The 19,043-nt window shown below is 49.8% G+C and carries 22 protein-coding genes; 5 read left to right on the top strand and 17 right to left on the bottom strand.

Annotated features, from left to right (window positions below; genetic code table 11):
• Positions 1 to 97 precede the first annotated feature (97 nt).
• On the bottom strand, positions 98 to 2,014 hold the full coding sequence (locus tag ABK447_RS18590) for a penicillin-binding transpeptidase domain-containing protein (protein WP_227749561.1): 1,917 nt from the start codon (positions 2,012 to 2,014) through the stop codon (positions 98 to 100).
• Between the two features lie 244 nt (positions 2,015 to 2,258).
• Here ABK447_RS18590 and ABK447_RS18595 point away from each other — a divergent pair, with 244 nt between their 5' ends.
• Positions 2,259 to 2,579 carry an antibiotic biosynthesis monooxygenase gene (locus ABK447_RS18595; protein WP_003156282.1) on the top strand — a complete coding sequence of 107 codons (321 nt, stop codon included), beginning with the start codon at positions 2,259 to 2,261 and terminating at the stop codon, positions 2,577 to 2,579.
• On the opposite strand, the gene ABK447_RS18600 is transcribed toward ABK447_RS18595, so the two are convergent.
• The 9 genes from ABK447_RS18600 to ABK447_RS18640 form a co-directional block, all read right to left on the bottom strand.
• Entirely contained in the window at positions 2,550 to 2,765 is a 216-nt protein-coding gene (locus ABK447_RS18600) for a YczI family protein (protein ID WP_369719110.1), read from the bottom strand. The two genes, ABK447_RS18595 and ABK447_RS18600, sit on opposite strands and share 30 nt — an antisense overlap.
• A 195-nt stretch (positions 2,766 to 2,960) precedes the next feature.
• Positions 2,961 to 3,602: a GDSL-type esterase/lipase family protein gene (locus ABK447_RS18605; protein ID WP_007609458.1), complete on the bottom strand. Its 642-nt coding sequence runs from the start codon at positions 3,600 to 3,602 to the stop codon at positions 2,961 to 2,963.
• A gap of 64 nt (positions 3,603 to 3,666) precedes the next feature.
• Complete coding sequence (locus tag ABK447_RS18610; RefSeq protein ID WP_007410299.1) at positions 3,667 to 4,416, bottom strand: IclR family transcriptional regulator; 750 nt, start codon at positions 4,414 to 4,416, stop codon at positions 3,667 to 3,669.
• A gap of 17 nt (positions 4,417 to 4,433) precedes the next feature.
• The gene (locus tag ABK447_RS18615) at positions 4,434 to 5,441 is read right to left on the bottom strand and encodes a biotin-dependent carboxyltransferase family protein (protein ID WP_103715923.1); all 1,008 of its coding nucleotides are present in this window, start codon (positions 5,439 to 5,441) and stop codon (positions 4,434 to 4,436) included.
• Positions 5,442 to 5,443: 2 nt separating this feature from the next.
• Complete coding sequence (gene pxpB, locus ABK447_RS18620) at positions 5,444 to 6,175, bottom strand: 5-oxoprolinase subunit PxpB (RefSeq protein WP_012116821.1); 732 nt, start codon at positions 6,173 to 6,175, stop codon at positions 5,444 to 5,446.
• Between the two features lie 29 nt (positions 6,176 to 6,204).
• Complete coding sequence (locus ABK447_RS18625; RefSeq protein ID WP_230245839.1) at positions 6,205 to 6,978, bottom strand: putative hydro-lyase; 774 nt, start codon at positions 6,976 to 6,978, stop codon at positions 6,205 to 6,207.
• A 25-nt stretch (positions 6,979 to 7,003) separates the two neighbouring features.
• Positions 7,004 to 8,218: an NRAMP family divalent metal transporter gene (locus tag ABK447_RS18630; protein WP_007410295.1), complete on the bottom strand. Its 1,215-nt coding sequence runs from the start codon at positions 8,216 to 8,218 to the stop codon at positions 7,004 to 7,006.
• Positions 8,219 to 8,240: 22 nt separating this feature from the next.
• The gene (locus tag ABK447_RS18635) at positions 8,241 to 9,005 is read right to left on the bottom strand and encodes a 5-oxoprolinase subunit PxpA (protein ID WP_007410294.1); all 765 of its coding nucleotides are present in this window, start codon (positions 9,003 to 9,005) and stop codon (positions 8,241 to 8,243) included.
• A gap of 205 nt (positions 9,006 to 9,210) precedes the next feature.
• Positions 9,211 to 9,960, bottom strand: coding sequence for a Cof-type HAD-IIB family hydrolase (locus ABK447_RS18640; RefSeq protein WP_007410293.1), 750 nt, complete (start codon positions 9,958 to 9,960; stop codon positions 9,211 to 9,213).
• Positions 9,961 to 10,087: 127 nt separating this feature from the next.
• On the opposite strand from ABK447_RS18640, the gene ABK447_RS18645 reads away from it, so the two are divergent.
• Positions 10,088 to 10,252: a hypothetical protein gene (locus tag ABK447_RS18645; protein WP_003156294.1), complete on the top strand. Its 165-nt coding sequence runs from the start codon at positions 10,088 to 10,090 to the stop codon at positions 10,250 to 10,252.
• A 38-nt stretch (positions 10,253 to 10,290) separates the two neighbouring features.
• Here the strand turns inward: ABK447_RS18645 and ABK447_RS18650 are convergent, their stop codons facing one another.
• The 5 genes from ABK447_RS18650 to ABK447_RS18670 form a co-directional block, all read right to left on the bottom strand.
• Positions 10,291 to 10,686, bottom strand: coding sequence for a 3-hydroxyacyl-ACP dehydratase FabZ family protein (locus ABK447_RS18650; protein ID WP_003156298.1), 396 nt, complete (start codon positions 10,684 to 10,686; stop codon positions 10,291 to 10,293).
• A 68-nt stretch (positions 10,687 to 10,754) separates the two neighbouring features.
• On the bottom strand, positions 10,755 to 11,876 hold the full coding sequence (locus ABK447_RS18655) for a mannitol-1-phosphate 5-dehydrogenase (protein WP_020955331.1): 1,122 nt from the start codon (positions 11,874 to 11,876) through the stop codon (positions 10,755 to 10,757).
• 1 nt (position 11,877) lies between these two features.
• The gene (locus tag ABK447_RS18660) at positions 11,878 to 12,309 is read right to left on the bottom strand and encodes a PTS sugar transporter subunit IIA (protein WP_216062091.1); all 432 of its coding nucleotides are present in this window, start codon (positions 12,307 to 12,309) and stop codon (positions 11,878 to 11,880) included.
• 24 nt (positions 12,310 to 12,333) lie between these two features.
• Positions 12,334 to 13,773: a PTS mannitol transporter subunit IICB gene (locus ABK447_RS18665; RefSeq protein WP_014720723.1), complete on the bottom strand. Its 1,440-nt coding sequence runs from the start codon at positions 13,771 to 13,773 to the stop codon at positions 12,334 to 12,336.
• A gap of 174 nt (positions 13,774 to 13,947) precedes the next feature.
• Positions 13,948 to 14,289, bottom strand: a complete 342-nt coding sequence (locus tag ABK447_RS18670) for a hypothetical protein (RefSeq protein WP_003156306.1) — start codon at positions 14,287 to 14,289, stop codon at positions 13,948 to 13,950.
• A 176-nt stretch (positions 14,290 to 14,465) separates the two neighbouring features.
• Here ABK447_RS18670 and ABK447_RS18675 point away from each other — a divergent pair, with 176 nt between their 5' ends.
• From ABK447_RS18675 to ABK447_RS18685, 3 genes are read left to right on the top strand one after another with little or no spacing between them, the layout of a single operon-like run.
• Complete coding sequence (locus ABK447_RS18675; RefSeq protein ID WP_032870800.1) at positions 14,466 to 15,038, top strand: DeoR family transcriptional regulator; 573 nt, start codon at positions 14,466 to 14,468, stop codon at positions 15,036 to 15,038.
• 32 nt (positions 15,039 to 15,070) lie between these two features.
• Positions 15,071 to 16,699, top strand: coding sequence for a copper resistance CopC/CopD family protein (locus ABK447_RS18680; RefSeq protein WP_349909108.1), 1,629 nt, complete (start codon positions 15,071 to 15,073; stop codon positions 16,697 to 16,699).
• 12 nt (positions 16,700 to 16,711) lie between these two features.
• On the top strand, positions 16,712 to 17,323 hold the full coding sequence (locus ABK447_RS18685; protein ID WP_039062620.1) for a YcnI family protein: 612 nt from the start codon (positions 16,712 to 16,714) through the stop codon (positions 17,321 to 17,323).
• A gap of 45 nt (positions 17,324 to 17,368) precedes the next feature.
• Here ABK447_RS18685 and gdh read toward each other — a convergent pair whose 3' ends face one another.
• Positions 17,369 to 18,154, bottom strand: coding sequence for a glucose 1-dehydrogenase (gene gdh, locus ABK447_RS18690; RefSeq protein ID WP_349909109.1), 786 nt, complete (start codon positions 18,152 to 18,154; stop codon positions 17,369 to 17,371).
• A gap of 20 nt (positions 18,155 to 18,174) precedes the next feature.
• A complete protein-coding gene (locus ABK447_RS18695) occupies positions 18,175 to 19,038 on the bottom strand; it encodes a RhaT/GlcU family sugar-proton symporter (protein WP_003156317.1) in 864 nt (287 codons plus the stop codon).
• Positions 19,039 to 19,043: the final 5 nt, after the last annotated feature.

The raw sequence follows: 19,043 nt of genomic DNA on the forward strand, positions 1-19,043 counted from the left end.
TCTTAGAGCCTCTTGTATCTCTGTTTTCAGGAATTGCCCATGCTGTTTCATTCTGCTTCGGCGGCCGATTTTCCTTTCAGCCCGCAAAAATCGTCATTTAATGATTCTGAAACTGCTTTTTCGCTTTTTCAACGACGTAATGGCTTCCGCCGCGTTTTTTGACGTCTTGAATCATCATCGCGATCAAGAGGTCTTTCTTTTTATAATCGTAACCGACAAACCAGCCGTTTTCTTTGCCGTCTTTATCTTCTTTAGACGTTTTCAGCTCGGCTGTACCGGTTTTTCCGGCTACGGTAATGCCGCTTACGGCCGGCTGATATGCAGAGCCGCGCGGATCTTCAACGACGCCTCTCAGCCCTTTTGTGATTTCTTCGGCATTGGCTTTCGACACCACTTGCTTATGCCAGATTTGCGGTGTTTTTTCTCCGTCTTTGATCAATGTCGGTTTGACGAGATTTCCGTCTGTTACAAATGCGGTATAGTCAGCAGCTAAGTGCAGCGGAGACATCAGCATCTGCCCCTGGCCGTAGCCCGTATCTCCGAGAAGGATCTCGGAATCAAGCTTGCCGTTAGCGATTGAAGACTTTTCAATCGGAAATTGGTACGGAATCTCTTCATCAAAGCCAAATGTTTTTAATCCTTTTGTAAACGCGTCCGCTCCGGCATCTATGGCATTTTGCGCAAAGTAGATGTTGTCCGATGTGATCAGCGCGTTTTCGAGATCCACTTCATTCAGGCGCTCTGATACGCGTGTGACATGGTAACCGCCCCAGCTCGAATCTTTCTGCCACTCTTTTCCGGTGATTTTTTTCTTTTCTGACGCTTTCAATGTGCCATTTGTCAGGCCGACTGCCGCGGCAATCGGTTTAATCGTTGATCCCGGCGCATAAAGTTTGTTGAATTTCGCTGAAAACGGATTGTTTTTATCTTCATTCAGCTTTTTCCATTCTTTGCCGCTCCAGCCGAAAATAAAGCCGTTCGGGTCATAAGACGGTGCGCTGACGAGCGCGAGTGTCTCTCCCGTTTGCGGTTCGAGGGCGACTGCCGCTCCGCTGTCATCTTTCATAGAGTCATACAGCTTCGTCTGCGTTTTCATGTCAATCGTTACATGAATATCCTGCCCGCTTTCGGCTTTCTTTTCAGCAATGACCTCACCTGTTTGCGGGACGTAAATTTTCCAGCCGGTCGTGCCGCGCAGCTTGTCTTCATATACATTCTCAAGGCCGGCGATGCCGATTTTGGAAGTATCGCTGTATTGGCCGACTTTCACTTTTTTCAGCTGCTCCGCTGTGATGGTTTTAATATAGCCGGTCAGATGGGCCGCTTTTTCGCCGTACGGATAGTAGCGGGAGCTGACTTTCGTTTTCGTCACGCCGTCTAATGCGAGCAGGCTTTTGACCTTGCTTTCATCATCCGGTCTGATTTTTTGAAGCGGGACATAGGAGTCGTCTTTTACCCAGCCCTGGTTCAGTTTGCTTTTGATATCGTCTTCAGAAAGGTCCAGTTTTTCAGACAGTTTTTTGATCACGCTGTCTTTATCCTTGCCGAGTTTTCCAGAGATAATGCCGATTTCCGGCACCTCGGTATTCACGGCGAGACCTTTTCCATCTTTGTCGTAAATTTGTCCGCGCTTCGGTTCTTCATTTGCGATCTGCACGGTTTTGTCATCGGAAAGCTGTTTGAAAATAAAAGAAGGATTCCAGTCGATGTTCCATGATTCTCCATCGTCTGTTTTTTCTTTTTTCAGGACGGCCGTGTTTTCAAAAGCGACCTTCCCTGCTTTTGTATCCATGCTGACTTTATAATCGATGTGCTGGAGGTCATCTTTTTTCTTGTCGTCTTCGTCCTGTTTTTCGGCAGTGACTTTCAGATTTTTGACCCCTGCTTGTTCATAAACGGTTTCATATCGCTTTATAAAATCCTTTTTGGATCGTTTTTTCTTTTCATCCTGGGTGAGGCTTTGGTACATCTTATCGTAATGACCGCCGTTCCAGTCTTTTACGAAATCTTTCATTCTGTCTTCGGCCGATTCCGTTTTCGAGCAGCCGATCAAACCTATGATTCCTGCGAGTAAAAGTAATAGGTATAACCCTTTTTTCACTGTCTATTCCCCTGCCTTCCAACTGTTATTTTCTCCTAAACCAAATCAGGCTGGCAAGGATTTTTTTCTCATATTGTTTAAAATTTTTTTGTTTTTCCTGCCGTCACGGGCCATATTCTTATACAATGTATCTATTAAAAAAAGGGGGGAATTTCAGATGATCAGAGAAGCAGCCATGCTGTATGTAAAAGAAGGTCTTGAGGGGGAATTCGAAGAGGCATTCCGCCGGGCGGAGCCGATTATCGCGGGCATGAAAGGTTATCTGTCCCATTCCTTGTCCAAATGTATGGAAAAGACGCATAAATATTTGCTGCTTGTGGAATGGGAGACATTGGAAGATCATACAAAAGGCTTTCGCGGATCGCCGGAATATCAGGAATGGAAAGCCTTACTGCACCGTTTTTATTCACCATTTCCCGTTGTGGAGCATTTTCAGGATCTATCAGACTCAGATCGCGTGAAGCGTAAAACCGATTAAGGAGATCGACCATACAAAAACGGCGGTATAGATATTGAATTTCCCGGAGCCGTCGTTTTCTTTCCGTTTTTCCTCCAGCCCCTGAATGAACATGACCGCACCGAGAAACACGAGCATAACCGGCTGTATGACAGAGGTATGTTCCGCATACGTAAATGCGGCGGCCGCAAGTATAATAATCAGCATCGCGAGTGACAGTTTTAAGGCGCGCAGCAAAGCAATCCATCCTTTCTGTTATCATTTTTTGAACACAATTCTATTTCTGTCTTTATCCCCCATTATTCTAGCGTATTTTTTGCGCGGATAGAACGAAAGTCGGACAATTTTAAGTTTGTTTTAAGGAGCACGAAAAGCGCGCTCCCGATGAAAAGGAGCGCGCGGTTATGAGCGGGCGAGGCTTCCGTATCCGAGCCCCCGCAGGACGCATGCCATGACTTCATACCCCTTGCTGTTGGGGTGTACGCGGTCATGAGAGAGATATTCATTCATTTTTCCTTTGAAAGCGCTGTGGACGTCGGCAATTTTGACGTGCGGCGCCGATGCGAGTGTGCTGAGGTGCGCATTATATGAGGATATCCATTTTTCTGCAATGGAGATGCCCGGGAAAGGATTGTATAAATTGAAGACGCGGATCTCATAAGGAGACGGGTGCGGCCCTTTTAAGGCAGCGATCTTGGCAATCATCTTTTCAAAGTTCTCATGGCAGTGACTGGACACGCTGGTGAACACCGAAGCGTCCGATGTTTGCTGATATGCCTGAACCGAATCGATCAAATCGTTGCCGCAGCCTGTAATCGTAATCATATCAGCAGCCTGAATCCGCCTCTGAATGTACGGCAAGGACATAAGCCCGAGAATTTCTCCCGTCTCAAGGCCTGATTTGGCAAAGATGGATACGTCGGTTCTTGTCTGTAAATCTTCTGCCATCATACGCCCGAACCGCTGGACAAAACCGGCGGAAAACGGCCCGGATCCCCTCCCCGTCGTCAAAGAATCCCCCAGCGCCGTATAAACAAGTCCCATTTACTTTCCTCCACTCGTTACTATCGATATTGTAATGTACGCGAGTGAAGAAAAATTGGCTCGGTCAATAACCCAATTTCTCAGAAATATGCTGTGCGGCGGTTTTGACCTTTTCGGTTAAATACGGCAGCCTGTCCTCTGAAAAACGGGCTTCGAAGCCGGCGATGCTGATTCCGGCAGCCACCTTACCTTCGTGATTGAAAATCGGCGCCCCGATCGCCGCCGTGTAATCTTCTAATTCCGAATAGCTGATCGTATAACCTGATTGTAAGGACCTTTCAATGGATTGAAGCAGTTCAGCCCGATCCGTCATCGTGCCTGAGGCGATTGCGGCAAGCTTTGTCTTCTGAATGTATGTGTCAATCTCCTCTTTTGGCAGAAACGATAGAATGCTTCTGGCGCACGCTCCCGCGTACAGCGGCGACCGGCGGCCGATTGCCGTATACAGGCGGACGGTTTGAGTGCCTTCAATTTTTTCGACGTAAATGGCTTCATCTCCGTCCCTCATGATCAGCTGAACGGCCTCATCCACTTCGCCGCACAGCTCTTCCATAATCGGTTTGGCTATTTTCCTGATGTCCAGACGTTCAGAGACGAGCTGGCCGAATTGTAAAAAGATCAGACCAAGCTGATAACGGCCGTCCGCTGCCCGGGTGAGAAATCCCGTTTCCTCCAGCGAGCTTGCCATCCGGTGAACCGAGGTCTTCGGCATTTCCGATAGAGAAACCAGCTCATTTAAGCTCAGGCTCGGTTCAGTCAGAAATAAATGAAGCAGTTCCATTGATTTGATGACGGTTTTGTTTTTGTTTTCCATGGTCTTTAGCCCCTTTGTCAGATCAGCCATTCCATTTTGAGCCTTGCTTTCAGCTCCTTCAGCTGCTGTTCCTTCTCTAAAAGCAGCATTTCCGCTTCCTCCAGCGAAACGGCCCGGAACGTGATATGTTCCCCCGGCATCGTTTGGGCGACGAGAGGAAGATCGGCGGATATGATATGCGCCATCCGCGGATAGCCCCCCGTCGTCTGTCTGTCAGCCAGCAGAATAATCGGATTGCCGTCCGGCGGCACCTGCACCGTTCCGAACGTCACGGCCTCAGATACCATCTCCAGCGGCTCCCGCAATTCAAGCGGAGCGCCCTTCAGCCGGTAGCCCATTCGGTCGGATTGAGGCGTGACCGTATATGACTCTTGGTAAAAACGTAATTTTGCTTCTTCTGTAAAAGCATGAAATTGAGCGCCTTCAAGCACTCGTATGACCGGATTTTTTTTCAGCGGCAGAAATGCTCTGCTGCTGACAGACCAATCAGGCGCTGAGAAACCATGCTGTCCGAAAGAATCGCTCAGACGGTACGCGATTGATTCCGAACATGGCGTCATACGGCCGAGCGGCAGCTCATCATCTTTTTGCAGCGCTCTTCCGCAAAAACCGCCGATCCCCGCTCTGACATATGTGCTTTTGCTTTCCATGACGGCGGGCACGTCAAATCCCCCCGCGACGGCGAGATAAGCGCGGCTCCCCATCTTGCACGGCCCGAATGAGACGACGCTGTTTTCCTTTATCAAAACCGGTTTCCACAGAGGGGCGGGCTCCCCATTAATATGAAGGGCGAAATCAGCTCCCGTGACAGCAATAACCGCAGGTTCTGAAAATTCAAAGGAAGGCCCGGGCCCCATGAGCGTAATTTCCAGTCCCGCCTCTTTTTCTTGATTTCCGGCAAGAAGATTGGCGATGCGCAGTGAGATCGTATCCATTGCGCCGCTTCCCAGCACACCGTATTTCTGATATCCCGTCCGCCCCTTGTCCTGAACCGTCGTCAAGAGACCGGGCTTTACCACTTTCATACTCATTCGGCTCCCTCCTTGATGCGGCTGTACTCCTCTGCCGTGATCCGGACGAATTTCACCGTATCGCCCGCTCTCAAAAGACTCGGCGGATGTTCTTCCGGCCTGAAAAGACGGAGCGGGGTGCTGCCGATCAGCTGCCAGCCGCCGGGAGTGGATATCGGATACACACCGGTCTGCATTCCCGCGATTCCTACTGAACCGGCCGGGATGGACGGCCTTGGCGACGCCTTTCTCGGCGCTCTGATCCGCTCAGACATTCCTCCTAAAAACGGAAATCCCGGCGCAAATCCAAGCATATAAACGAGATATTCGCCTTCAGTATGAATGCGGATGACGTCTTCCGGGGTCAGATCGTTCATCTCAGCGACCTCTTCTAAATCGGGACCGAAATCACCGCCGTAGCAAACGGGGATTTCCATCACCCGGCGCTCTTCTTTGCGGCCGGTCATTATATGGCTGAGACGTTCTGTCACTTCTTTCTTGACCAGGGCAAAAGGAGAGACGCCTTTTTTTATGTTTGAGACGGCATACACATCATAAAAGATCGTTAAGCTTGTGAATGCCGGAATACATTCAACGAAGCCCGGAAACGGCCGTTCTTCCATACAGGCTGCCGCCGCATGCACCCGGCTGTTGACCTCTTCGCTGATGTGCCCGCCAAAGCGGATGATAACGGCGGAATCACCGTACGGCTGTATATCAAGCGCTGTATTTCCGCTATACTGCATCATTGTCATCACCTCGTTGTATTCTTTCTCACTTACAGGACAGCAAGCGATTCATTTCGTATATCGGTGATCAGCATGTGCCCCGGTGAATGTGTTATTACGATGTCAGGCTTTGCTTCCATGATCACCGCCTGGGGCGTAACGCCGCAAGCCCAGAATACGGGAACTTCGCCTTCCCGCACCGTTACGGCATCTCCGAAATCCGGCTGATGCAAATCGCTGATACCGATGCTTTGCGGATTTCCGATGCGGACGGGGGCGCCGTGCACGGCGGGAAAACGTGACGTGACCTGCGCCGCGCGGACTGCAAGCCTTTCCGGAATCGGTCTCATGCTGACGACCATCTTTCCAGAAAACGGGCCGGCGGGAACACAGTCAATGTCTGTTTTATACATGGGGACATTCACACCCTCATCGATGTGCCTGATTGGAATGTGCTGATTAATAAGGGCCTGCTCGAATGAAAAACTGCAGCCGATTAAAAACCCGACATAATCATCCTTCCAATACGGCGTAATATCCGTTACCTCTTCAGTAAGCACGCCATGCCGATAAATCCTGTATTTCGGAAAGTCCGTCCGGATATCAGCTCCCGGCGCAGCTATTGCCGGAACGGGTGAACCCGCATCCGTCACGTCAAGCACCGGACAAGGCTTTTGATTGCGCTGGCAGAATAAGAGAAAATCAAAGGCAAGATCCTTTTGCAAAACGACGAGATTGGCTTGTGCGTAAGAAGCGGCCATCCCCGCCGTCGGCCCGGTCATCTGCCCCTTCCTGATCAGCTGTCTGACTTCTTCGGGGCTCATGTCACTCATATGGTTTTTCATATCATCAGCTCCATAGCTGCGGCATTTGCGTGAATAATGTATAGATGCCCATAACCGCCATGACAACCACTACGATCGCCCCTGCAATCGTGAGCCAAATCGGATGCTTGTAATCGCCGACGATTTTTTTCTTATAAGCGCCCAACAGAATCATCGCTAATGCAAGCGGCAGAATTAAGCCGTTAAGCGAACCGACCGCGACCAGAATTTTGGCAGGCTGGCCGATCGTAACAAAAATAAGAGTGGATACGATGATAAAACCGATAATGACGCCATGTGAGTGCTTTTCGATTTTTGTTGAAAATGATTTGAAAAATGATACCGATGTATAGGCGGCGCCGATGACAGACGTGATAGCGGCAGACCACATGATGACGCCGAAAATTTTATAGCCTACATTTCCCGCCGCAAGCCGGAATACAGAAGCCGCCGGATTATCAGGATCAATGCTCAGGCCCTTTGAGACGACGCCGAGCACGGCGAGAAACAGGGCAATCCGCATAATCGATGTAATCAGAACGCCTGTGATGGAGCTTTTCGTAACCTGAGGGAGGACTTCCTTCCCTTGGATGCCTGAATCAAGCAAACGGTGGCCGCCGGCAAATGTAATGTATCCGCCGACCGTGCCGCCGACAAGCGTCACGATCGCCAGCACACTGATATGATCAGGCATAAAAGTTTTCACAACGGCGTGTCCGACCGGCGGAGCCGTCGTTACGGCAACATACACAGTCAATACGATCATGACGATTCCGGCGATCTGCATAAAACGGTCCATGACTTTTCCGGCTTCCTTTATGACAAAAATCAGCACCGCGACCGCTGCGCTGATTAAAGCGCCGATCTCCGGTTTGATCCCGAATAATACTTGAAGACCGAGACCCGCGCCGCCGATGTTTCCGATATTAAACGCAAGTCCGCCGAGCACGACCAGAAAAGCAATGGCATAACCGGCGCCCGGAAGCACCATATTGGCAATCTCTTGGCCGCGCTTTCCGGAAACCGCGATAATCCGCCATACATTGGTTTGCGCGAAAATGTCCAAAATAATAGAAATTAAAATGATAAAGCCGAAGCTTGCCGCCAATGTATTGGTAAACGTGGCCGTTTGCGTCAGAAAGCCGGGCCCGATTGATGATGTCGCCATCAAAAATGTCGCGCCTAAAAGAAGCGACCATTTGCCGGAAGCCTTTCCGGCTGTTTTTTTCTTTTGCTCCATGCTGTCTTCCTCCCTCTGCTGCTCAGTCTTTTGAAAGTGCGCTGATTTGAATGTCTGCCGCTTTTAATTCTTTTTTGATTGTTTTTGCGAATGTGAGGGCGTGGGCTCCGTCTCCGTGAATGCAGACCGTGTCCGCTTTCAGGCTTACAGCTTGTCCCTTACGTGATGTCACCGTGCTGTCTTTCACCATTTGAATCACTTGACCGACCGCTTTTTTGTCATCCTGAATCAGCGCATCCGGCTCTGAACGCGGCGTCAGCGTGCCGTCTTCCTGATAGGTGCGGTCCGCAAACACTTCGCTTGCCGTCCTCAGTCCGATTCGATCTCCCGCTTTAATCAGCTCGCTTCCGGAAAGCCCGAAAAGAATAAGCCCGGGATCAAAATGACAGACCGCCTGAGCGATGGCTTCTGACAGGCCGGGATTGACGGCGGCCATATTATATAAAGCGCCGTGCGGCTTCACATGCTGCATCTCGACACCTTCTGCTTTTAAAAACCCTGACAGCGCGCCGATTTGGTACAGCGTCAGATCATACGCTTCCTCGGGTGTAATCGCGATCTGCCGCCGCCCGAATCCCTGCAGATCGAACAGCCCGGGATGAGCGCCGATTTTCACGCCTTTTTCCGCCGCAAGCGCAACCGTTTTGCGCATCACGCTGGGATCACCCGCATGAAAGCCGCAGGCGATGTTTGCAGATGTCACATAATCCAAAATCTCTTCATCCAGCCCGATTTTATAAGCACCGAAACTCTCTCCTAAATCACAATTGATGTCAATCTGAAACATAAGATCCCTCCTGTATTGTAAACGTTTTATATGATTATCATTCCGCTATTCGGAATGACTATTCCGAATTGTTGGATTTCTCTTCATTATATTTATTTCTGACAGGTTTGAACATCCTTTTGTCAGAAAACCTACCATGGACCTAGTCACAAATCTGACAAAACAAAAAAAGAGAGCCTCATACTGAGACTCTCTCTTTTTTCTATTATAACACCCAGTGGCGGATCGCTTTGGCGACCCCGTTTTCCGTGTTGACATCAGTCACCCAGTCAGCTGTTTCTTTCACAATGTCCTGCGCATTCCCCATGGCGACGCCGACACCCGCTTTTTCAATCATGGCAATGTCATTCAGACTGTCACCCATGGCCATCACATTTTCCATCGTGAAGCCGAGTTTTTCCGATACCTTCGCCAGCGCAGCCGCTTTGTTGATACCGAGGGCATTGACTTCGATGTTGATCGGACTGGAGTTTGTGATCTCGAGCTCCTTGTATTCCTTGAGCTCTTTCAGCACCTCATTCCGCACTTCGTCATCCTCGATTTCGAATCCGAACTTGAGCCACTGATGATCCGTAATCGTTTCCGGGAATTCCCCTCTCCACACTCTATCGACGGTAGAGGCCCAGAAATTCGTGTTGTGCTTATTCCTCAGATCCCATAATTTTTGAATATGATCGGTATGAAGAAGCTTGCGCTCAACCAGCTCAAAGTCGGAATCCCAGATTTCGCTGCCGTTTGCCGTGATTAAAAAGGATGACAGCTCGAGAGACTCAGCCAGTTCGCGGCAGGTCATCAGCGTGCGTCCTGTGCTGATGACGACGTGAATTCCTTTCGCCTCCGCTTCCTTGATCGCCCGCCGGTTTTCCTCCGGGATGAGCTGCTCGTCATTGAGCAGGGTTCCGTCCATATCAATCGCGATCAGTTTAATATCTGCGTCTTCTCTTTGTATCGGCATATATGTACCTCACTTTTTATAATGTAGTCGTCTCTATTTTAATACATATGACCCACAGGAACAAAAAACCGCTTCCTGCGTTTGGCGGGGAGAACGTTGAGGAAAAGAAATATTGAGGTGATGGAGGATGAAAGAAAGAAAACAAAAGAACAAACCGAATGAAAATCCTGAACATCATGATTTAACCGATCCGATTCCGCTGGAAGAGCTGAAGGAAAACGCCAATGACGAAAAACACAAACATGACCAAAGGGACAATTCACAAAGTGAAAGAGATTATGATACAAAATAACAGGCTTGTCCGAAAGCCGCCGCTGGAGGCGGCTTTTTTTACGATGGCTGGATAAATATGCTGAGCTCAGCTTCCGCCACAGGCTTCCCGGCAACGGACGCTTTCGCCCGGCCGAACACAAAACCGCGTCTGATTCGCGTGACCTCAAAAAAAAGATCCAGACGGTCTCCCGGCAAAGCGGCACCTAACCTTTCCGCTTTCTTCACCGCGGATAAGAGACCGAGGCCGTCGCCGCCGGTAATTCCCGCGCAAGCCGCCGTTTGGGCCATTGCTTCAACGACGAGCGAAAATGGCATCTCTCTTTGGGATTCAGTTATAAACCAGTCATTTTCACTGATGTTTTTGTAAGCAGCCGCCCATTTTCCGGCTTCACTGTTCGTCGTGCCGTCAATCAAAAGAAACGGAAAACGATGGGGCAATAGCTTCTGATTCATCACGCAGCCTCCCTTCTCTCTCATTATAACGCAAGAAAAAACCCGCGTCCCCCGACGCGGGTTCATTTTTATTGATTGAGCTTTTTGAGCACGATGCCGTGCAGCGGCTCATGCGGCTGAATACCGCAAATGTCTTGAAGAACGCCGCTCGTGCCTTTTTCCGCGATAAGCTTTTGCAGCTCAACCGCTTCCGGATCATCCTGATAGTCAAAACGCAAGGCGGCGGCGATGCCTTCTGCCAGCGCGTTTGGTTCTTTTATTTTTTTGGCCGGCCCTACTAATCTATCATTCGCTCCGAGTTTTCTGAGCGGTGATCTGGCGACTCTTGTCACATCATCCGTGATGTATTCATTTTCAAAGCGGCCGATGATTTTTTTCATGTACTGCTCGTGTTCGGCTTGCTTAAAGCCGTACGCTTTCACTAAGTACTCGCCCGTTTCTGAAAGTGCATCGTACACGACACGCCGGATTTCCGGATGGCCGATGGCCTCTTTGACGGTTTTTAATCCGCGCTGATAGCCAACGTACGCCGTAACGGCATGACCGGTATTGACGGTAAACAGCTTTCTCTCGATGAAAGGCGTAAGATCATCCGTAAACAACGCACCTTCCAGTACCGGCTGGCCGCCGGCAAAGCCGGTTCTGTCTATGACCCATTCAAAAAACGGTTCTACGGATACTTTCAGCGGATCTTCATGGTGCTGAATCGGCACGATCCGATCCACCGCAGAATCCGGGAAGCCGACCGTCCGGTTCACGAGTTCCCGCTCCGCTTCCGTCAAATGTCCGAAAACTTCTTTTTTCAGAAAACTGGTGCCGCCGATCATATTTTCACAGGCAATGATATTGAGAGGCTCAGAGGACGTTCTGCGCTTCAGCCCTTCCGCGATGGACGGGGCGATGAGTCTGAGAACGTTCGGGCCCACCGCCGTCGTAATGATCGCCGCTTCATTGATCAGCCTGTACAGCTCTTGTTCTTGCACCGCGCTGTTGATGGCTGAAACGGGGCCGATGATTTCTGTCTGCCGGCCGCCGTCGGCAAGCTCCACGGTATATTCCTTCTTTTCATTGAGAAGGCTGACCATCGTTTCATTCACATCAGCGAAAACTACCTCATAGCCGGAATGATGGAGCAGGGCGCCGATAAAGCCCCGCCCGATGTTTCCCGCTCCGAAATGAAGGGCAATCATGTCAGTTCACCTCGCTGAAAATAGTGGCCAGTTCTTCTTCCGTCTTTGCACTGATCAGCCGTTCGATGTTTTCTTCCTCTGAGCAGATGATGGCGATGTTTGACAGGATGTCTAAGTGTTCATTGTTTTTTCCGGCGATACCGAAAACGACCTTTGCCGTATTGCCTTCACCGTATTCCACACCGTCCGGAATCTGGATGACGGAAATGCCTGAATGAAGCACCTCATCCTTCGCATCTTCCGTGCCGTGCGGGATCGCGATGAAATTCCCCATAAACGTGGATGATGTTTCTTCACGTTCGAACATTTTTTCCACATAGCCGTTCTTCACGTAGCCGTTATCAATCAATGTCTGTCCCGCGAGGCGGATGGCATCCTCTTTTGAGTTCACCGTCTGGTTCAGTTTGATGTTCGCTTTAGCCAATACTTCCATGATGAAGATCCCTCTTTCTGTTGATTAGTTTTTAAGCTTTTCAATCAGTTCATCGTATTTCGGGCTGTTCAAGAAATTATCAACCGAAATGTGCACCGCCTGCGGCAGCTTCGCTTTCGCGCGGTCAGTCAGGTCCTTATGCGTAATGACGATATCCGCGTCATTCGGAAGATTATTGATCGACGTATTTGTCACATCAATATCCAGGTCTGCTTTTTTCACTTTGTTTCTTAAAATGGAGGCGCCCATTGCGCTCGATCCCATACCCGCGTCACACGCGAAGATAATGCGGCTGACTTGGTCGGCGGAAATATCAGCGGCGCTGTTTTCCGGCTCTTCCTCTTTGTCCGCCAACGCGGCCGCAGCTTCGCTTTTCCTGCCTTTCATTTCCTGCATTTTTTCCGCCGCGGCTGTCAAATCTTCTTCGCCCGCTTTAGACGATTTCAGAATAAGCGCCGAGACGATAAACGATACGGCCGCGGCAACGATGACGCCCGCCAGCACGCCGAGATAGCTTCCTTTCGGCGTCAGCGCCAAAATGGCGATGATGCTTCCCGGAGATGATGCGGCGACAAGACCCGCGTTAAAGATCGAGAATGTAAGCAGTCCGCTCGCTCCCCCGGCGATCGCCGCGAGGATCAGCATCGGTTTCATTAAAATGTAAGGGAAATAGATTTCATGAATCCCCCCGAAGAAATGAATGATCGCCGCTCCCGGAGCCGTCGATCTTGAAGAGCCTTTCCCAAAGAACATATATGCCAGTAAAATACCGAGTCCCGGCCCGGGGTTCGCTTCCACTAAGAACAGAATGGATTTACCCGCTTTGGCGGCCTGCTCGATTCCGATCGGACTTAAAATGCCGTGGTTGATCGCGTTATTCAGGAACAGAACTTTCGCCGGTTCTACGAAAACGCTTGCAATCGGCAGCAAATTCGCGTGGACAATGACTTCCACACCTGCCGCCAGCAATTTGTTAAGAGACAGGACGACCGGGCCGATCGCATAAAATGCGATAATCGTCAGCACAGCTCCGATAATTCCCGCCGTGAAGTTGTTGATCAGCATTTCAAAACCCTGTCTGACTTTATCTTTAAACACACGGTCTAATTGTTTAATGAGATAACCGCCCAAAGGCCCCATAATCATTGCCCCTAAGAACATCGGAATGTCCGCTCCGACAATGACTCCGATGGCGGCCGTCGCTCCGACGACTCCCCCGCGGTGATCGTAAATCATTTTTCCGCCCGTATATGCGATTAAAAGCGGCAGTAGATACGTAATCATCGGGCTTACCAATGTATTCAGCTGCGGATTCGGAAACCATCCCGCAGGAATAAACAGCGCGGTGATAATTCCCCATGCGATAAATGCGCCGATATTCGGCATGATCATACCGCTTAAATAACTGCCGAACCGCTGTATCTTCACTTTCATGCCAGCTTGCTGTTCTTGCTGCATGTTCATTCCCTCCCTGTTTGCTTGCCTTCAGATGAAAATAAATAAGACACGGGGTTTCTCTCTCCCCTGTGTCTTCATCATAAAACGCTTACAATCCCCATTCAATGAAAAGTAAAGAGGAGTTTGGCACAGAGACTGTGACAACTCCTTAACAAAAAAAGACACCTCATCAAAGGTGTCTTACCGCTTTCTGTATATAATGTGTCCTTTTGTGACGACGAGTTTGGCAATGAGCCGCTCACTGACAATAAACACCGGATACGCACATACGAGCGCGAAAATGGCGGCCGGCACATACCGCGCTGCCGGAAACATCGGCATGACGGCGGTTCTGGCCATCTGCACAAGATAAATCAAAAGCACCGTGATCGCAATGGCCGCAGCCATAATCGGAGCTGATACTTTATATTCACGCAATTTCACATGGCAATGCCCGCACTGAAACTGGCACGGGATCATGGATGATCTGACCATGTCGCCTGTAATCGGCTTGCCGCAGTTCGGGCAGGTCGTTTCTTTCATGTTTATTCCTCCATTCAACTCTTCTATTATAACAGAGTCTGACTACGTCTTTTACATTTGTGATTGTTCAACATTTTTTCACATATTTTATCATCAGGCTCTTGTGTGCATTTGTGAAAACATCTACTCTTAGAGGGAGGTTCATCACTCATTCGCATAAAAAGGAGGATGCAGAATTGCTTCCGATTCACAGACAGCAAACCTTGCTTGAATGGCTGAAAGAAGAGGGCGCGCTGAAAATCTCTGACATAAGCGAGAGATTCGGCGTCTCCGAGATGACCGTGTACAGAGACGTCAATCAGCTGGCGGATGCAAACCGGATTATCCGGACACCCGGCGGCATTACGCTCCCTCCCGCTTCAGAACGAAGCGCCAATCAATGCGGCTATTGCCTGCGGCCGATTCAGCATTCGTATTCTGTTCAGCTTATTACCGTTTCACAAGCCGTTGAGCAGATGTGCTGCATTCATTGCGCGATTTTGCGGTATGAGGATAAAAAGGAAGAAGTGTCCCACGTCATTTGTAAAGATTTTCTTCTCCAGACGACGCTGACGGCCGCTTCCGCATACTTTTTAGTCCATGCCGATATTGACCTTCACTGCTGCCGGCCTCAGGCGATTCCCTTCTCAACGCTTGATTACGCAGAACGGTTTCAAAAAGGATTCGGCGGGATCATTTGCACCTTTGACGAGGCGGCGGACATCATCTTACACGACAGGCAGAAGGGATGCACCTGCAGCAAGACATAACAACAACCAACCGGAAGGCGGTGTCATCATCCATGAGACAGAACAAACGCTGGCTCATCTTTTTGCTGTTCCTTGTTTTGATTCCGAAAACAAGCTTCGCCCACGCCTACATCACAAACTCAAATCCGGGTGAGAACAGTGAATTAAAACAAGCGCCGAAGCAGATTGAAATTGAGTTTAATGAACAGATTGAAGAAGGCTTCCACTCCATTAAGGTCTATAATTCATCCGGCGAACGGGTCGACGCGGGCAAAACAGTGATTCAAAAAAATGATGCCCGCATCATGACCGCGGCATTGAAAAAAAATCTGCCGCATGATATTTACAGAGCGGAATGGAACGCGGTATCGGCCGACGGACATCCGGTATCCGGCGTCATCCCTTTCAGTATCGGAAAAGCCGGCGGAGAACTTCAGGAGCAGACATCATCGCAAGCGGCGCTTCATCCCGAAGCGGCCATCGACCGCGGTATTTTGTACACCGCTCTCTCCCTGTTTATCGGCACGGCTTTTTTCCATCTGTTTTGGTACAGAAATAATAAAGATTCATCAAAAGCAAAACGAACTGTAAAGCTGCTCGTGATTTCTTTATGTGTAACGGGGCTCGCGCTTATCTGCCAGCTCCCGATCCAGACGAAAGAAAACGCGGGCGGCGCTTGGAGCGCCGCGTTCCAGCCGGACTATGTAAAAGAAACGCTTCTGAAAACGGCAGGCGGGTACGTCTGGATGATCCAGATCAGCTTATTTATCCTGCTCGCCCTGTCCATGATCCCGCTGTTGAAGAAGAAAGCATTCCGGTCATTTGCGTACTGGACGGCGCCGCTGTTGTTCTTCTTCGCTTCGCTTTTGGCAAAAGCATTCGCCGGGCATGCGGCGGTTATCGACGAAAAAGCGGTCGGCATCGCGATGGACTTTCTCCATTTATCGGCCGCGTCTGTATGGATGGGCGGTATCGCCGCGCTTGTGCTGCTGCTTTCATCAGAGTGGAGAAAACCCGATAAAACCATCGCTTGGGAGGCGGTCAGACGGTTTTCTCCTTGGGCGTTCGCCTCTGTCGGTGTGCTGTTATTTTCAGGTGTGCTGAACGGATTTTTCATTATCCGCACGTTTGATTCACTCTTTCACACCGCTTACGGTAAGACGCTCCTTTTGAAAATCGGACTGTTTGTTATCATGCTTGTGCTCGGCGCCGTTCACGTATGGATGACGAAGTTCAGCAGAAAAAGGAGCATCAGCGCAACGATAAAGGCCGAATGGGCACTAGGCATCGCGGTATTATTTACAACCGCCGTCTTCACAAGCCTGCCCAGCCCGCCGCCGCCTGCGCCATTGCCTTTTAACGGCTCAGAAACGATCGGAAACGGGGAAACCCTGTCCTTGCACATTACGCCGAACCAGCCGGGTAAAAATGAATTTCAAGTCATTGTCACCGATCACAACGGCAGCTTGGTAAAAGACATTCAGCAATTTACGGTCACTGTTTACCAGACGGGCTTCAGCGGCAAACAGCATGAAAGCACCTTTGATTTGAAGAAGACGAAGGAAGGCACATTCGAAGCCGCCAACCTGTCCATCACCGAAAAGGGAAACTGGAAGATCAAAGTCCACGGGCTGACAAACGATTTTAATGAAATCAACCAAATATTCTCAACGACAAACTAAGGAGTGTATCTCATGTTGAAAAAAAAGGCTTTATTATTCATATCCGCCGTGACCCTGTCACTCGTCGGTTTTACGGCGACAGCAAGCGCCCACGTCTCAGTCAAACCCGCGGAATCCGCGGCCGGTTCCTGGGAAACCTACACGATGAAAGTGCCTGTGGAAAAGAATGAGCCGACAACGAAAGTCGTGCTGAAAATGCCCGCCGGCGTTGAATTTCAGCAGTATCAGCCGATTCCGGGCTGGAAAACATCCGTATCCAAACATGATGACAAAGCGGTCTCCGTCACTTGGGAAGCAAAAGACGGCGGCATTCAGCCCGGCCAATTCCAGCAGTTCACGTTCGTTGCGAAAAATCCTGAAAAGAGCGGAGATGCCGCTTGGGACGCTTACCAATATTACAAAGACGGCAGCATTGTAGAATGGACGGGTGATGAGAAAGCCGACACGCCTCACTCGATTACGAAAATCACGAAATCGGCCAGCGTGACGGATGCGCACGGAGCTGAACAGTCAAACGTAGAAAGCAAATCCGGCGTATCAGCGCTTGATATTGCAGCCATCGTTCTGTCAGCTGCGGCGATTATCCTTTCCATCGCGGCGCTTGTAAAGAAAAAACGCGCGTAAGCAAAAAGCGATCCGGCTCTAAAGAGCCTGCGATCGCTTTTTTTCTTATCCGCGGCCTGCCTGGAATGACGGATATTTGGTCATTCCCCCGTCAGCAAACAGCGTAATGCCGGTTACGTAGCTTGATTCCTTTGAAGCAAGCCAGACGGCGACAGCCGCGATTTCTTCCGGCTCACCGATATATCCCATCGGAATCATGCTTTCCACATCTTTTTTCTGAACGGGATCCGCAAATTTTTCCGCGTTGATCGGCGTATTGATGGCTCCCGGTCCGATATTGTTAACACGGATGCGCTTCGGCGCGTACTCCAGCGCCAGCGTTTCCGTCATCAATTTGATGCCGCCTTTACTCGCCGCGTAGTGAACAAACAGAGGCCATGGAATCATTTCATGTACGCTTGACATGTTAATGACGTTTCCTTGAATATCATTCTCTACGTAATATTTAATGGCTTCGCGGCTTCCTAAAAAAGCGCCGGTCAGATTGGTATTGATGACTTTGTTCCAGTCTTTGAGCGGCATTTCATGCGACTGAACCGGATTTTCCATACCGGCGTTATTGATCATGACATCCAATGTGCCGAATTCCTTCACCGCGGTCTGCACGATGTTTTTGACATCTTCTTCTTTTGTGACGTCGCCTTGAATGATGACCGCTTCGCCTCCCGCTTTTTGAATCTCTTCTTTAACGGTTTGGGCGTCTTTTTCATTACTATAGTAGTTAACCACGACTTTCGCCTGCTCCTGTCCGAAGCGGAGCGCCATCGCTTTTCCTAATCCTGATGAAGCTCCCGTAATGGCAACGACTTTTCCTTTTAAATCCGTGTACATGTTCAAACCTCCTGCATTTGTTATGAATTTGATTTCGCCACGCCTAAGAATACCGCGGCCACAATGATCAGGATAATCCCGATGGCAATGGCGACCAGCTGACGCTTCGTTTTGCTCTCACGGAGAATGAAGATTCCGCCGAGCGTGCTGATGACGATCCCCATTTGAGAGAGGGAAAAACTTGTCGCAACTCCGACGCGCGGCTGTGAGATGAACAGAAACATATTCCCGAGCGCCCAGATGATTCCCGGCAGAATGTTCTTGAGGGCGTACTTATTAAACGGTTTATGCTTGTACGTCAGGAGCAGTCCGCCGATGACCATCCCGATCGCCTGCGGCAGGAGCGCTGACCATCCGGATACGCCGAACAGCCGGGCCACAACGACATAGACCAAATAACCGAGCGTGGAGATCAGCAGGATGACAATGCCTTTTTTTAAGTTTCCCGGTTCTCCGTCCGCCCGCCCCTTTTTATCTTCTAAAGATGTGAGCACAATCCCGATGATGATAAAAATAAGGGCGAGAATACCCAGCGTAATCGCGATCGGGGTTGACCATTCTTTGAATACGATCACACCGAACAAAGAAGTCGAGACGAGCTGCATTCCCGTTGATATCGGCATCGTTTTTGAAACGCCCATCAGCTGTATGCTTTTAAGCTGATTGCTTTGGCCGAGTGACCAAAACAGCCCCGAGATGATGCCGACAATAAAAATGCGCCCAGACAGCACCGGGTGGACAAACAGATACAACACAAACGAAACGATGAGCGCCCCGATTGTCGTTCCCAGCGTCTGGCTGTAAGGCCCGCCGCCTAATTTGACGTTAAATAACACGATGCTCCCCCAAAATAAAGCCGGGAGAAGAGCCAATAATATATCCATGATGG

The organism is Bacillus sp. hwrm1 (assembly GCF_040207805.1).
GTDB lineage: Bacteria > Bacillota > Bacilli > Bacillales > Bacillaceae > Bacillus > Bacillus velezensis.